Here is a 14,845-nt window from a genome sequence, read left to right as displayed (position 1 = left end):
CCCCGGTCGGTCATAGCCTTGCCGCGACGGCCAGGTCGGCCGGAAGGAAGAGGAGCCATGACGTTCACCCCGCTCGCGAGCGACTTCTACGGGTTCGCCGCCGACCTGACCGACGCAGAGCTCGCGTCGCTCGCCGAGATCCGTGCCTTCATGGAGGAGCGCGTCCGCCCCGTCATCCTCGACCACTGGCACCGCGACGCCTTCCCGACCGAGCTCATCCCCGAGCTCGGCGCCCTCGGGATCGTCGGCGCCGCGTGGCCCGAGACGGCGCCGTTCGAGAACTCGGCCGTCTACCGCGGCTGGGTCGCGCTCGAGATGAGCCGGGTCGACGCATCCGTCTCGACGTTCATCGGGGTGCAGAACGGTCTCGTGGCGGGCACGATCGGCGTGACCGGCAGCGCCGAGCAGCGCGCCGAGTGGCTGCCTCGCCTCGCCGACTGCTCGGTCGTCGGCGCGTTCGGGCTCACCGAGCCGCTCTCCGGCTCCGACTCCGCGCAGGGCCTCCGCACCACCGCGCGGCGCGAGGGCGACGAGTGGGTGCTCGACGGCGAGAAGCGCTGGATCGGCAACGCGACGCACGCCGACATCGTCGTCATCTGGGCGAAGGACGTCGAGGACGGCCGCGTGAAGGGCTTCATCGTGCCCACCGAGACGCCCGGCTTCTCGGCGACGAAGATCGAGCGCAAGATCTCGCTCCGGATGGTCCAGAACGCCGACATCGTGCTCGAGGGCGTGCGGGTGCCCGAGTCGATGCGGCTGCAGGGGGCGAACAGCTTCCGCGACACCGCGCAGGTGCTGCGCCTCACGCGCGCCGAGGTCGCATGGAGCGCCGTGGGCGTGATGATGGGCGCGTACGAGGCGGCCGTCCGCTACACGACCGAGCGGGTGCAGTTCGGCAAGCCCATCGCCGGCCACCAGCTCGTGCAGGACATGCTCGCGAAGTCGCTCGGTCACATCACCGCGTCGATCGCGCTGTGCGTGCAGGTGTCGCGCATGCTCGACGAGGAGCGCCAGGAGGACGCGCACTCCGCGCTCGCCAAGGCGTACGTGACGAGCCGGATGCGCGAGGTCGTCGGCTGGTGCCGCGAGGTGTGCGGTGGCAACGGCATCGTCACCGACTACGAGGTGGCGCGCTTCTTCGCCGACGCCGAGGCGCTCTACACGTACGAGGGCACGGCGCAGATGAACGCGCTCATCGTCGGCCGGGCGATCACGGGGCAGTCCGCCTTCGCGTGAGCCGCGCGCGGCCGGCCCGCGCGGTCGGCCCGCGCGGTCGGCGATTAGGCTGACCGGCATGGATGCGAACGCGCCCGCTGGGCCCGAGATCGAGCGACTGCGGAGCGAGCTGTCGCGGCTCGAGCGCGAGCGCGCCGCCGAGGTCGCGCAGCTGCGCTCCGCGCAGCACCGCGTGATGGAGCTCGAGGCGCAGCTCGCGGCGAGCCGCGACCGGCTGCCGCACCCGCGCGCGATGGCGGTGCGCGCGAAGCGCGTCGCCCGTCGCACGGTCGGGTCGCTGCTGCCCCGGCTGCGGAACCGCTAGTGCGGCTCGCGAACCCCGACGCGGTGCGCCGCGTCGTCGTCTTCTTCTTCTACGACGGCGACGGGGTCGCCGACGAGACGGTGCGCGTGCTGCTCGACGGCGTGCAGCCGCACTTCGAGCGCACGATCGTCGTCGTCAACGGCGCGCTCGACGACGCGAGCCGCGCCGAGTTCGCGCGCCGGCCCGGCACCGAGCTGCTGCAGCGCGACAACCGCGGCTTCGACTCGTGGGCGTACAAGACGGCGATCGAGCACATCGGCTGGGACGCCATGGCCGAGATCGACGAGCTCGTGCTCTACAACTTCACGATCCTCGGACCGGTCGCGAGCGTCGACGCGATGTTCGCCGACATGGATGCGCGCGACCTCGACTTCTGGGGGCTCACCGTGCACCACGGCGCCCCGTTCGACCCGTGGGGGCTGCTCGAGACGCCGACGCTGCCCGAGCACCTGCAGTCGCACTGGATCGCCGTGCGCGCGTCGATGCTGCAGTCGGAGCCGTTCCGCCGCTACTGGGACGAGCTGCCGCCCATCCCCGACTACGCGCACGCGGTCGCCAAGCACGAGGCGCGCTTCACGCACCACTTCTCGTCGTTCGGGTTCCGCTGGGAGCCGTTCGTCGACACCGCCGACCTGCGGCAGACCACCTTCTACCCGCTCAACTCGATGCCCGTCGAGCTCATCCGCGACCGCGGCTGCCCCGTGTTCAAGCGGAAGACGCTGTTCGCGGGCATCGACTCGGTCATCGACGAGCACGCGACCGGCAACGCGCGCGAGCTGTACCGGTTCCTCGCCGCATCGGGCCGCTACGACATGGGCGTGCTCGACCGGCACCTGGCGCGCTCGACGGATCAGCGGGACGTCTTCGAGACGATGCACGAGTGGCGGATCCTCGCGCCCGCGCTGGCACCCAAGCCCTCGACGGTCGCGCTCGTCGAGGCCTCCGAGGGCTGGCCGGAGCGCGTCGCCGCCGTGCGCGCCGCCGACCGCATCGTGCTCGCCGGCGCGCCCGGCACCCTCGCCGCGATCCAGGCGCGCGGCGACGTCCCCGACGGCGTCGAGCTCGCGGGCGTGCGCGCGCACCCGCTCGAGGCCCTCGCCGACGCCGAGGAGGAGCTCGCGATCCTCGCGCTCGCCGACGGCATCCCCGCAGAGCTGCCGGGGCTCGACCGCGACGACCGCCGCGCCGACGCGCTCGAGTCGCTCGGCCTCCCCGACCGCTTCGCCGATGCCGCCGCCGCCTTCGACGACGCATGGGTCGGCGCGCTCGTGACCGCGCCCGCGCTGCAGCGCGGCTGGTTCGGCGAGCTCGGCCACGAGGCCGAGGGCTCGACCGCCCGCCTCGAGCACGCGGCGAACCGCCTCGCGATCCGAGCGCGCTCGAACGCGCCGGTCGTGCCGCAAGCGGGCTCGGCGATCCTGCGCGGCCGCATCGCCACATCCCTCGGCGCTCGCGTGCGCGACGCCGCCGTCGACCTTCCCCGGCTGTCGGTCGACGAGTGGGCGCGGCTCATCGCGCTCGCCGTGCAGGACGAGGGGATGCGACCGCGCGTGTCGATCTCGCCTCGGCTCGCCGAGCAGCGGCTCTCGGTGATGCAGCACCAGCTGCGCGGGCTCGCTGGCGCCGTCGGGCGCGGCAGCGGCGAGTCCTACACGCAGCTGCTCGGCCGGCTCCGCTAGCGCGGCAGGAGCGCCCGCAGCTGGGCGGCGCGGCGGCCGATGCCCCAGCCTGTGACCTTCGTCAGCGCCTCGCCGATGATCGAGCCCGACATCTTCGACTCGCCCGCCTCGCGGTCGCGGAACTGGATGGGCACCTCGCTGATCGCCGCACCGGCATCGTGCGAGCGCACCGTCATGTCGATCTGGAAGCAGTAGCCGCGGCTCTCGAGCGAGTCGAGGTCGAGCCGCCGCAGCAGCGCGACGCTGTAGACGCGGTAGCCCGCCGTCATGTCGTGGGCGGGCACGCCGAGCATGAGCCGGGCGTAGAGGTTCGCGCCGCGGCTGAGCGCCTCGCGGCGCTTGGGCCAGTCGACGACGCTGCCGCCGGGCATCCATCGCGAGCCGATCACGAGCTCGTCGCCGGCGGCGGCGCGGTCGAGCATCGCGCGCAGCCGCTCCGGCGGGTGCGAGCCGTCGGCGTCGATCTCGATCACGTGCGTGTAGCCGCGCTCCATCGCGATCGAGAAGCCGTCGAGGTACGCCGCGCCGAGACCGAGCTTGCCGGGGCGGTGCCGCACGGTGATGCGCGGGTCGACGGCGGCCATGCGATCGGCGAGCGCGCCCGTGCCGTCGGGGCTCGCATCGTCGAGGATGAGCACGTCGAGCTCCGGCACCGCGGCGAGCAGCCGGTCGACCAGCACCGGGAGCGACTCGATCTCGTCGTAGGTGGGGATGAGCGCGAGCGCCTTGATCATGGATGGTCCCTTCATGGCTCATCGACGATCGTGCGGCAGTCGAGCGCCAGCTCACGATTGTACGGGGCGATGAGCAGGAGCTCCGGCCCCTGGCCGCTCCCGCAGCGCGCGGCCTGGCGCTCCACCTGCTCGCTCCAGGGCTCGACGCCGATGCGGTGGGAGCCGGTGTCGGGGGACTGCCACGCCATCGCGCCGATGAACGCGGCGAGGCCGAGCGCGAGCACGGGGCGGCCGATCGCGCGCCACCGGCCCGCGAGGCGCTCCGCGATGACCGACGCCGCGATCGGCACGATCGCCGCGAGCAGCATGCCGGCCGCGCCGCCGTAGCGGAGGTCGACGATCGCGGTCAGCCAGTCGTCGCCCTGCATCGAGGCGTACTGGAACTGCTCGATGGGCGACGCGAGCAGCGAGCCGCCGAACGACGAGGCCGAGGCGAGCAGCACGACCGCGCCGGCGATGCGCGCTCGCCACGAGCCGAGCACGATGACGACGAGCGCCGCGACCGCGAAGCCCGCGAGGATCGGGGCGGCCGCGAGCGGGCCCTGGCTCGCGAACGCCTCGCGGATGCCCTGCTCGGTCGGGCGCAGCGTCGGCATCACGACGTTGGCGAGCCAGCCCACGACGACGTCGGGGATGCCGATCGGCACCCCGTCGTAGCCGGCGCGCGGGGCGAGCAGCCAGGACAGCGCCTGCCCGGCGAGCCCGAGCAGGAAGCCGCCGATCACCGGCCACAGCAGCGGTCGGCGCACGTGGATGCGCAGCAGCAGCACCGGGAGCATGAGCAGCAGCTGCACCTCGGTCATCGCCGCGACGAACGCCGCGACCGCGACGACCCACGACTCGACGCGCGTCGCCGGCATCGAGAGCGCGATCCACACGCCGAGCCAGAGCATGAAGGTGTGGAGGTCGGCGAGGTTGCCGATGATCTCGGGCGCGACGAGCGGCACCACGACCGGCACGAGGCCGAGCGCGATCCGAGCGGGCAGCCACGGCACGGCCCAGCGCGCGAGCGGGATCGTCGCCGCGCAGACGAGCGCCGCGATGATCGCGCTCGACCAGAAGACGACGGCCGCGTAGCCGGCGAGCGGAGCGAGCGCGACGATCGCGCCCGCGAGCAGCCGCGGCAGCAGGTGCTGGTAGCCGGCGTAGGGCGCGAGGATCGACCCGGCCGGGTCCTCGAGCGCGCCGCGCAGGAAGATCGCCCCGTCCTCGGCCCAGACGACGTCGTGCTCGAGCGCGGGGATGCGCGCGACCTGGAAGGCGAGCGCGGCGGCGAAGACGGCGGCGGCGGCGGCCCACGCGAGCCACGGCCTGCGTGCGGTGCCCGACTCACGATCCAACGCCTGCTCCATCCGGTCCCGCTCCGATCGGAGCGCTTCGGCTCCCCGGCGAGACTACGACACGGCGGTCGCTCGACCGCCGCGTGCGAGAATCGCCGTCATGCTCGTGCGCGCCCCCCATCGGCTGCTCGCGACCTTCATCGTCCTGCAGCTCGCGTGCGGCGACCTCGTCCGGAACCTCATCGGCTGGCAGCTGTGGGCGGCGCTGAGCGCGGCGACGCTGCTGTGGGCGCTCATCGCCCTGCGCCAGAGCGGCGCGACCTGGCGGTGGCTGCCGGCGCCGCTGCTCACCTTCATCGGCGTCGCCGTCGCGACGCTCATCGTGACCCCGTATCCGCTCGCGACGCTCCTGGGGATCGCGCTGCTGCTCGTCCACGTGCTCGTCGCCGTCGTGCTCGCCACGCTGCCCCTCGACGCGCTGCTCGAGGTGCTCCATCGCTGCCTCCAGGGCCTGCTCATCGCGTCGCTCGCCTTCGAGGTCGGCGTCGCGCTCTTCGTGCAGGGGCCCGTCTACCCGATCTGGCTCGTGCAGGGCAGCGGCCTGCCGATGATCCCGTGGTCGACCGGCGGCATCTTCTGGGGCCACCGCATCCAGGGCATCACGGGCAACCCCAACCTGACCGCCATGCTCGCGCTGCTCGCCCTCATCATCGCGATCGGCCGGCACCGCGCGGGCCTCGATCGCAGGCTCTGGTGGGTGTGGACGGCGCTGCCCGTGATCGTGCTCGCCCTCACGCGCTCCATGACGGTGCTCGTGGCCGCGGTCGTCGTGCTGCTCTCGTTCTGGCTCGTCTACACCTGGCGCCGCCGCCCGCGGGGAGCCTTCCGGCCCGCCGTCGTGGTCGCGGCGGGGCTCATGGCCGTGCTCACCGCGTGGGCGATCAGCAACTGGGACCGCGTCGTCGAGGCACTCGGCCGCGAGGCGTCGATGGAGGACCGCTTCCAGATCTGGGCCGCGGCGCTCGACTGGTGGCGCGGCTCACCGCTGCTCGGCCGCGGCTGGCTCAGCTACTGGATGCCGTGGGTCGAGCCGTACGACCGGCTCGGGCTGCAGGACGGCATCCTCTACCTGCAGGCGCACAGCGTCTGGATCGACGTGCTCATGCAGGCGGGCATCCTCGGCGTGCTCGCGTGGGCGTGGCTCCTCGGTTCGACGATGCGCGGCGCAGGTCGCGAGCTCGCCGAGGCACCTGCCGGCGCCGGCCCGATCGCGGCCGTGCCGCTCATGATCCTCGTCGCCGAGGCCGTGCAGGGGCTCGCCGAGTCGCGCCCCCTCATCGAGCTCGGCATGGTGCTGCTGCTCGTGTTCGCGGTGCGCCAGGAACGGGCGCGCGTCGAGGTGGGGAGGCTGCGCACGATGGCCCTCCCGCTCCCCCTGCAGCACGACGAGTAGCATCGACGGTGATGGAGAACACCCAGACTGCGCAGCACATCCTCGTCACCGGCGCGGGCGGCTACGTCGGGCGGCATGTCGTCGCGGCGCTGCTCGACCGGGGCGCTCGCGTGACCGCCGTGGTCCGCCACTTCCGCGCGTACCGCATCGACGAGCGGGCGACCGTCGTCGAGGCCGACCTGCTCGACCCGAGCACCGACCTCGACGCGCTCATCGAGGACCGACCGGATGCCGTCGTGCACCTCGCGTGGGAGGCGGGCTTCGCCCACAACTCCCCCGTGCACATGCTGCGGCTCTCCGACCACTTCCGCGTGCTGCGGCACTTCGCGCACGCCGGGATCACGCGCCTCGCGATCCTCGGCACGATGCACGAGATCGGCCGCCACGAGGGCGCGATCACGGCCGAGACGCCGACCGCTCCAGCCTCGCTCTACGGCATCGCGAAGGACGCGCTGCGTCGCGCCGTGTTCGCCGACCTCGGCGACGCGACGATCCAGTGGCTGCGGGCGTACTACATCTACGGCGACGACCGGAACAACCAGTCGATCTTCACGAAGCTGCTCGAGGCGGCCGAGCAGGGCAAGCGCACCTTCCCCTTCACCTCCGGCAAGAACGAGTTCGACTTCATCCACGTCGATGAGCTGGGCCGCCAGATCGCCGCGGTCGCGATGCAGGACGAGCTCGCCGGGGTCGTCAACGTCTGCTCCGGCGAGCCGGTCTCGCTCGGCACGCAGGTCGAGCGCTTCATCGCCGACCACGGGCTCGACATCCAGCTCGAGTACGGCGCCTTCCCCGACCGCCCGTACGACTCGAAGGTCGTCTACGGCGACGCCACGGAGATCCGCGCCCTGATGGCGAAGCAGGCATGACCGAAGCCGGCGACCGCGACCGGATCGAGCTGCAGCAGCAGATCGACAGCCTGCGGGCGCAGCTCGAGCAGGCGGAGGCCCGCGCCGAGCGGCCCGACGCGTGGGACCCCAAGGTGTGGGCGTCGCGAGCGAGCCGGATCGGCTCGATGGGCGCGCGCGCCGTGCGCCGGGCGAAGGCGGCGGCGAGCGGACCGCGCGCGAAGCGCGCCACCGACCGCAGCCGGCCGTCGTCGTTCCCCGCGTGGCAGCGCCGGCTCGAGGGCGCACGCTTCGTGGGCTTCCCGACGCACTGGCGCGAGCGCACAGGCCCTGCTGCGCCCGCCCCGATCGCGGTCGTGCTGCACTGCCACTACGCCGAGCTGCTCGACGAGCTCCTCGCGGCGCTGCCGACCATCGGCGAGCCCTTCGACCTCTACGTCACGAACTCCTCCGGCGAGACCATCACGGCCGCGCGGCTCGCCGCCGCCGGCGCCGCGCACGCCGAGGTGCTCACCGTCGAGAACCACGGCCGCGACATCTGGCCGCTCGTGCAGGTCGTGAACGCCGGCATCCTCGATGCCTACGACGTCGTGCTCAAGGTGCACACGAAGCGCAGCGAGTGGCGCGAGTCTCACGGCGAGCTCTCGGGATCCGGCGAGGAGTGGCGCGCGGCGCTCGTCGGCTCGCTGCTCGGCTCGCCCGAGCGCACGTCCGCGATCGTCGAGGCGTTCCGGCGCGACCGGTCGATCGGGATCGTGACCGCCGACGGCAGCGTCGCCGGCCCGGAGCACTGGGGCTCGAACCTCGACCTCGTGCGCGGCTTCCTCGAGCGCCTGTCGATGCCGCTCGAGCCCGACGACCTGCGCTTCGCGGCCGGCTCGATGTACTGGATCCGCGGGTTCCTGCTCCAGTCGCTCCGCGCGCTGCGCATCGATCGCGCCGACTTCGAGGAGGAGGCCGGCCAGATCGACGGCACGGCCGCGCACGCCGTCGAGCGCATCATCGGCATCGGCGCGGTCGAGGCCGGCATGGACGTGCTCGAGCTGCACGACCTCGACGGTCGCGGCGATCGCGCATCCGTCGACGGCCGAGTGGTCGCCTTCTACCTGCCGCAGTTCCACCGCACCGCCGAGAACGACCGGTGGTGGGGCGCCGGCTTCACGGAGTGGGCGAACGTCGCGAAGGCGAAGCCGCTCTACCCCGGCCACCTCGTGCCGCTCATGCCGGGCGAGCTGGGCTTCTACGACCTCGCGCTCGACGAGGTGCGGCAGCGCCAGCGCGACCTCGCGGCCGCGCACGGCATCGCGGGCTTCATGTACTACCACTACTGGTTCGCCGGGCGACGCGTGCTGGGGCTGCCGCTCCAGCGGCTCGCCGACGGCGATGTCGACCAGCCGTTCTGCGTCATGTGGGCGAACGAGAACTGGACGAGGCGCTGGGACGGGCTCGACGCCGACGTGCTGGTCGGCCAGGACTACGACCGCGTGCCGGCGACCGAGTTCATCGAGGACATCCTGCCGATGCTGCGCGACCCGCGCTGGATGCGCGTCGACGGCGCCGCGATCGTCGCCGTCTACAAGATCGGCACGGTCCCGGATGCCGCAGCCACGATCGCGCACTGGCGCGAGCGGGCGCGCGCGGAGGGCGCGGGCGAGCTGCACGTGCTCGCCGTCGACATCGGCGAGCAGATGGGCGGCCTCCCCCGCCCCGAGCTCGTCGACCTCGCCGACGGCACGCTCACCTTCGCGCCGCACAACCTGCCGTGGATCGCGTCGGATCGCGCCGCCGAGGTGGACGAGCGATTCGCCGGCAACCTCATGGGGTACCGCGGCACGGCGGACGCCGCGATCGCGCAGCTGGCCGACCTCGACGAGCACCACCACCCCGGCGTGATGGTGACGTTCGACAACACCGCGCGCAAGCAGTGGACGCCGATGGCGTTCACGGGCGCGAACCCGTGGACGTTCCGGCGTTGGCTTGCCGCCGCGCTCGAGGCGCAGGCGGATCGGCCGCTCGAGCGCCGCATCGTCTTCGTCAACGCGTGGAACGAGTGGGCCGAGTCGGCCGTGCTCGAGCCCACCGAGCAGTTCGGGCAGACCTACCTGCTCGCCTGCCGGCAGGTCGCGCCGCCGCGCTGACCGGGGGCGTCGAGCTCCCGTCATCGCCGCCTGCGACGCGGCTACCGCAGAGAGAGGGCGATGCGCTCGAAACTCGCGCGCATGCGAGCGCATCGCCGTATCCCTGTCTGGCGGAGGCGCGCCTCCACGCGCTGCCCGCGAAGGGGCCGCCGGCGACGCCGGCGACCCCTCTCACTGCGCGGTGGTCAGTTCGACCAGGTGGCGCCGTTCGGGATCGCGTTGATGATCGTGCGGTCGACGTCGACGATGCGGTTCCAGCCGTTCAGGCGCGTGAGCGCCGGCCCGCCGAGCCAGTGGCGCACGCCTGCCTCGACGTAGTACACGCGGCCGTCGGCGCCACGGATGAACGGCGTCATCGGCGTCGTCGAGATGCGGAGGCGCTCGCACAGCCCGGCGCTCAGCTGCGTGAACGCGGCCGCCGGGTAGAGTGCCCGCACGTCGGCCGCCATCGGGCGCAGCGATCCGCCCACGGCCGCGTAGGCCGTCGTGCCGCACAGCAGCAGCGAGGAGGGCAGCTTCGGCGCGGTCGGGAACGCCGCGATCGCCTGGTTCGGCATGCGCGTGCTGTCGGTCGTCAGGCCCATCGATCGCGCCGTGGCGAAGTCGCCCAGGTGCAGCAGCCGGTCGCCGTCGGCCATCCAGACCTCGCCGCGGCCCTCGGTCGTGACGAGCGAGCCGGGCGTGTAGACGGGCCGCACCCACGCACCCTCGGGGATGCGCTGCATGAGCGCCGCGGGCAGCAGGATCCTCGGCGTCGTGCTCCCGCCGACGGCCGCGAAGGTCGCGCCCGAGTCGATGTAGCGGCGCTGGCCCGCCTCGAGCAGGTACGTGCGCCCGGCCGCGTCGTAGATGAGCGGCGTCGCCGCCTGGGTCGAGATCGTGAGGCTCGAGCCGAGGCTCGAGAGCGTGATCTCGCGCAGGCCCCACGCCGACTTGACCGCGGTCGACGAGAACGGGTGGAGGCTGCCGTTCACGGCGACGTACGAGACCTCGCCGATGCGGATGCCGGCCGAGTTGAGCACGCCCTGGCGGCTCTCGAGCCCGTTGATGATGCCGGCCGAGACCTCGGTGATGCGGGTCGGCAGGCCCAGCGCCGTGACGAAGTCCATGCTCGCGACGTGGATGCCGTTGCCGCCGTCCATGAGGTACACGGCTCCCGAGGGTCCGCGCACGAGCGTGCCGTCGGCGTACGAGGAGCGCATGGGGACCGCGTCGATCGCGTTCCGCGACACCTCCCACACCTTCGACGGGACTGCGAAGTTGCGCACGTACCAGTCCATCGCCGTCGCCGACATCTCCTCGGCGTAGCCGTGCGAGAGCAGGTAGGTCGTGCTGGAGCCGTAGGGGCGCGCGAAGTGCGGACCGGTCGGCGCACCGGCCGTCGCCACGGTGGCGCTCAGCCCGTCGGGCACCTGCGTGAAGTAGTCGGCGCCGCCGTAGTGCTGCGGGTCGACGCGCATCGCGCCGCCCGTCGTCAGCACCCACGAGCCCGAGCTGTCGCGGAAGCGGTCCGGCAGCGCGCCGGCGGTGGCCGGCAGCAGCGCGAGCGAGCGGTCCTCGAACTTCGGCGCGAACCAGAGGAACTCGAGGCCGATGTGCGAGGGGTCGGAGGTGTAGACCCGGCCGTCCGCCGAGACGACGCGGTTCTGCAGCCAGTTGCCGCTGCGCACGACGTCGCCTGCCGCGACCACCGGGTGGCCGATCGGGATCGACGCGATCACCGCGGTGTCGATGCGGCTCGGCGCCGCGCGGTAGCCGAAGGGGGCGACGCGGAGCGGGTCGGTGAGCTGCCTGCGGGTGCCCGACTGCACGAGCCAGAAGGCGCCGTCCTCGGTCGTGACGAGGTCGTTGAGCGTGCCCATCTTGAGCAGGCGCGCCTCGTGCCCGACCTCGAGCGACGGCATGTCGCCGCACTCGAGCTTCCACACGGCCATCTGCGCGCACGACTGGAAGTGGAACAGCTGGCTGTTGTCGACGAGGTAGACCGCGCCGTTCGCGGCGCGCACCGTGCGGCCGAGGTCGGGGCCGGAGGGGATGGCCGCGAGCGCGGCGGGCGTGCGGTCCTCGGAGGCGCCGAGCTGGCGGTACTCGGCGAGGATCGCGGTGCTCGGCACGTAGTACTTGCGGCCCGCGCTCACGAGGAAGATGCGGCCGTTCGACGTGTCTCGGGCGAAGGCGCCGCCGGCGACGGCGGTCGGGTCGCCGAACCAGTCGGTCCACATGCGCCAGGTGTTGCGGTTGCCGTACGCCGAGCACGCGTCGCCCGTGCCGTACAGGTTCGCGAGCGCGGCCGCGTTGGGCTGGTACGGCGTGTAGTTGTAGAGGCCCGCGGTCGCGGTGTTGCGGATGAGCACGGGGCTCGAGCCGCACGCGAAGTTCGGGTTGTAGAGCACGTTGTTCACGACGCCCGCACGGTGGTTGTAGCTGCCCGGATGCGCCGCGTAGCGCTGGAACTGCCGGGCACCGTAGTACACCTGGTAGAAGAAGCCGCCGACGCTCGGGTCGCACGGCGCGGTGTCGGGGCATCCGAACCCGGTGGCCTTCGAGTAGCGCGTCGCGTTCGGTGACCGGTGCGTGACGAGCGACTGCTCCTTCTCGAGCAGCACGAGCAGGAAGCGCTGCGAGATGTCGCACGCCGCGCCGACGCGCGCGATGATGCTCGCGGCGGTCTCGCTCGACAGGCCGGGGAGCGCGTCGCAGTAGGCGTCGGCGCGCATGCTCGGCGTGCCCTGGCGGTAGGTGTCGAGGCACGTGTAGCCGGCGGTGCAGCCCGGGTGCTTGGCATCGATGAACGCCTGCACCTGCGCGGCCGTCATGGCTCCGCCGTCGAAGAACTGCTCGTCCGAGACGATGTAGCCGGGGTCGAAGTTCGAGGCCGTAGCGGCTGCCGCGTCGTCAGCGACGCCGACAGGGGTCACCACCGTCAGGAGCGCGCCGACGAGCGAGGCGACGACCGAGGCGACGATGAGTCGGGGGCGCAAGCGCATCCTTCAACCGTTCATAGAGGGTTAGAGTCGCACTCAGGGTACATGCAGGACGCGGCCTGCCAAGGCATTGCTCCGGCTACTGCGCCGCGCGCGGCATCGTCATCGACGCGTCGAGCACCATCGAGCCGCCCGCGGCCCGCGGATGACCGCTCGTGACCTGGAACCGCAGCGACCGCTCGAGGGCGTCGAACGTGCGCGTCTTGTGGTGGTCCTTGACGTCGGCGTTCACGTCGAAGAGGTCGGGCATGAGCGCGAGCCGGTCGATCTTGATGTCGAGCGAGCCCGAGCCCGCCTCGATGCTGTCGGGCACGGCACCGGCCGCGAGGCCGTCGTAGCTCCACAGGTGCTTGCCGCCCGCGGTCGCGAGGCTCACGCCGAACACGGGGCGCTCGACGCGCTGCCGCGCCGTGTAGCGCACGCGCAGCGCGACGGCGGAGCCGGTCGGCGCCGACTCGATCGGCTGCCCCTCGGCGTCGAGCAGGTGGATGTCGTCGATGCGGATCTCGCCCGTGCCGTAGCGCTTCCCGCCGCCGACCGCCTCCTCGGCGCCGTGGCCGACGTCGGAGTAGCGGTCGACGATGTCGGACGCGTCGCCGATCGCCTGCAGCGTGCCGTGGTCGAGCCACGCGGCCTGATCGCAGAAGCTGCGCATCTGCTCGACGCCGTGGCTCACGACGACGACGGTGCGGCCCTCGTCGCGGAACTGCGCGAACTTGTCGAGGCACTTGTCCTGGAACTCCATGTCGCCGACCGCGAGCACCTCGTCGACGAGCAGCACGTCGGGCTCGACGTGGATCGAGACGGCGAAGCCGAGCCGCACGTACATGCCGGACGAGTAGTTCTTGACGGGCTGGTCGATGAACGCTTCGACGCCGGAGAAGTCGACGATCTGGTCGAACTTGCGGTCGATCTCCTGCCGCGACATGCCGAGGATCGAGCCGTTGAGGTAGACGTTCTCCCGCCCCGAGAGCTCGGGGTGGAAGCCGGAGCCGACCTCGAGCATCGCCGCGACCCGGCCGCGGGTCGTGATCGAGCCCGAGTTGGGGTTGAGGATGCGCGCCATGCACTTCAGGAGCGTCGACTTGCCCGAGCCGTTGCGGCCGAGCAGGCCGAACGTCGTGCCCTGCGGCACGTCGAACGTGACGTCCTTGAGCGCCTGGAACGAGTTGTACTTCGCACGGCGACCCGAGAGCACGGTCGCCTTGAGCGACTGGTTGCGGTCGGAGTAGACGCGGAAGTGCTTCGACACGTGATCGACGCTGACAGCGGGCTCGCTCATCAGATCTCCTCGACGATGTTGCGGGCGAGCTTGCGGAACACGAGCGAGCCGATGATGAGCGAGATCGCCGACCAGGCGATCAGCTGCAGCCAGACGTCCCATCCCGGCACGGTGAAGTCGTAGAGCACGTCGCGGTAGGCGGAGAGGAAGCGCTCGGCCGGGTTCAGCTCGAAGAGCGTCACGAGCGGGAGCGAGAGCCCGTTCTCCTCCTCGAGCGCTCGCTCGGCGCCGCGGACGATGTCGACCGAGAACATGACGCCGGAGGCGTACATCCACACCTGCGCGAGGATCGTCCAGAGGTGCTGCAGGTCGCGGAAGTACACGCTCGCGACCGACAGCAGCAGGCCGATGCCGAGCGCGAAGATGCACGTGAGGACGAGCAGCGGCACGAGCAGCACCGCGTAGAGGAGCACCGCGGGGCCGCCGATGACGAGCATGATCACGAGCAGCACGAGCAGCTCGGTCGCGAAGGTCGACGCCTTCGCGAGCACCGTCGAGACGACGAGCACCCAGCGCGGGAAGTAGACCTTGGTCAGCAGCCCGGCGTTGCTCATGAGCGAGCCCATGCCGGCCGAGATCGAGCCCGAGATGAAGCCCCAGACGATGACGCCGACGCCGATCCAGGCGGGGAAGAACTCGATGCCCGAGTTCTCGCCGGGCGCGACCTGCACGCGCAGGATGAGCCCGAAGACGAGGGAGTACACCGCGATCTGCGCGACGGGGTTGATGAGCGACCACACGCGTCCGAGGGCGGTGCGCTTGTACTCGGCTCGGATCTCACGCAGCGTCAGGTTCTTGAGCAGGTTGAACGTGATGTCGCGCTCGGCGCGCGAGCCTGGCTTCGTGTCGGTCATCGTCCTCCGTAGGGCGCCCGGAAGCGCGCGCACGATCGATCAGACTAGCACCG

Annotated in this window: 11 protein-coding genes; 6 read left to right on the top strand and 5 right to left on the bottom strand. The window is 72.0% G+C overall.

Going from position 1 to position 14,845, the window contains the following annotated elements; translation table 11 throughout:
* Positions 1-57: 57 nt before the first annotated feature.
* From ABD106_RS12400 to ABD106_RS12390, 3 genes are read left to right on the top strand one after another with little or no spacing between them, the layout of a single operon-like run.
* Complete coding sequence (locus tag ABD106_RS12400; RefSeq protein WP_343920792.1) at positions 58-1,236, top strand: acyl-CoA dehydrogenase family protein; 1,179 nt, start codon at positions 58-60, stop codon at positions 1,234-1,236.
* A gap of 58 nt (positions 1,237-1,294) precedes the next feature.
* Positions 1,295-1,540 carry a hypothetical protein gene (locus ABD106_RS12395; RefSeq protein ID WP_343920790.1) on the top strand — a complete coding sequence of 82 codons (246 nt, stop codon included), beginning with the start codon at positions 1,295-1,297 and terminating at the stop codon, positions 1,538-1,540.
* Positions 1,540-3,219, top strand: a complete 1,680-nt coding sequence (locus ABD106_RS12390; protein ID WP_343920788.1) for a rhamnan synthesis F family protein — start codon at positions 1,540-1,542, stop codon at positions 3,217-3,219. Before ABD106_RS12395 ends, ABD106_RS12390 begins: the two co-directional genes overlap by 1 nt.
* Here the strand turns inward: ABD106_RS12390 and ABD106_RS12385 are convergent.
* Both ABD106_RS12385 and ABD106_RS12380 read right to left on the bottom strand, forming a co-directional pair.
* Positions 3,216-3,953 carry a polyprenol monophosphomannose synthase gene (locus ABD106_RS12385; RefSeq protein ID WP_343920786.1) on the bottom strand — a complete coding sequence of 246 codons (738 nt, stop codon included), beginning with the start codon at positions 3,951-3,953 and terminating at the stop codon, positions 3,216-3,218. The genes ABD106_RS12390 and ABD106_RS12385 overlap by 4 nt on opposite strands.
* Positions 3,954-3,964: 11 nt before the next feature.
* Positions 3,965-5,293, bottom strand: coding sequence for a hypothetical protein (locus tag ABD106_RS12380; protein ID WP_343920784.1), 1,329 nt, complete (start codon positions 5,291-5,293; stop codon positions 3,965-3,967).
* Between the two features lie 100 nt (positions 5,294-5,393).
* Between ABD106_RS12380 and ABD106_RS12375 the strand changes: the two genes are divergently transcribed.
* Genes ABD106_RS12375 through ABD106_RS12365 form a run of 3 tightly spaced genes read left to right on the top strand, consistent with a single transcriptional unit; the run spans position 5,394 to position 9,672 of the window.
* Positions 5,394-6,686, top strand: a complete 1,293-nt coding sequence (locus ABD106_RS12375; RefSeq protein ID WP_343920782.1) for an O-antigen ligase family protein — start codon at positions 5,394-5,396, stop codon at positions 6,684-6,686.
* 11 nt (positions 6,687-6,697) lie between these two features.
* Complete coding sequence (locus ABD106_RS12370; protein ID WP_343920780.1) at positions 6,698-7,555, top strand: NAD-dependent epimerase/dehydratase family protein; 858 nt, start codon at positions 6,698-6,700, stop codon at positions 7,553-7,555.
* The gene (locus ABD106_RS12365; RefSeq protein ID WP_343920778.1) at positions 7,552-9,672 is read left to right on the top strand and encodes a glycoside hydrolase family 99-like domain-containing protein; all 2,121 of its coding nucleotides are present in this window, start codon (positions 7,552-7,554) and stop codon (positions 9,670-9,672) included. The genes ABD106_RS12370 and ABD106_RS12365 overlap by 4 nt, the downstream gene beginning before the upstream one ends.
* A gap of 185 nt (positions 9,673-9,857) precedes the next feature.
* Here ABD106_RS12365 and ABD106_RS12360 read toward each other — a convergent pair whose 3' ends face one another.
* From ABD106_RS12360 to ABD106_RS12350, 3 genes are all read right to left on the bottom strand, one after another.
* Positions 9,858-12,653 (bottom strand): hypothetical protein, encoded by a 2,796-nt coding sequence (locus tag ABD106_RS12360; protein WP_343920776.1) that lies wholly within the window; start codon positions 12,651-12,653, stop codon positions 9,858-9,860.
* Between the two features lie 82 nt (positions 12,654-12,735).
* Positions 12,736-13,938, bottom strand: a complete 1,203-nt coding sequence (locus ABD106_RS12355) for an ABC transporter ATP-binding protein (RefSeq protein WP_343920774.1) — start codon at positions 13,936-13,938, stop codon at positions 12,736-12,738.
* Positions 13,938-14,792, bottom strand: coding sequence for an ABC transporter permease (locus ABD106_RS12350; RefSeq protein WP_343920772.1), 855 nt, complete (start codon positions 14,790-14,792; stop codon positions 13,938-13,940). Before ABD106_RS12350 ends, ABD106_RS12355 begins: the two co-directional genes overlap by 1 nt.
* Between the last annotated feature and the right edge of the window lie 53 nt (positions 14,793-14,845).

The organism is Agrococcus citreus, from assembly GCF_039527715.1.
Lineage (GTDB): Bacteria > Actinomycetota > Actinomycetes > Actinomycetales > Microbacteriaceae > Agrococcus > Agrococcus citreus.
This window is presented reverse-complemented; position numbering and strand designations above follow the sequence as displayed.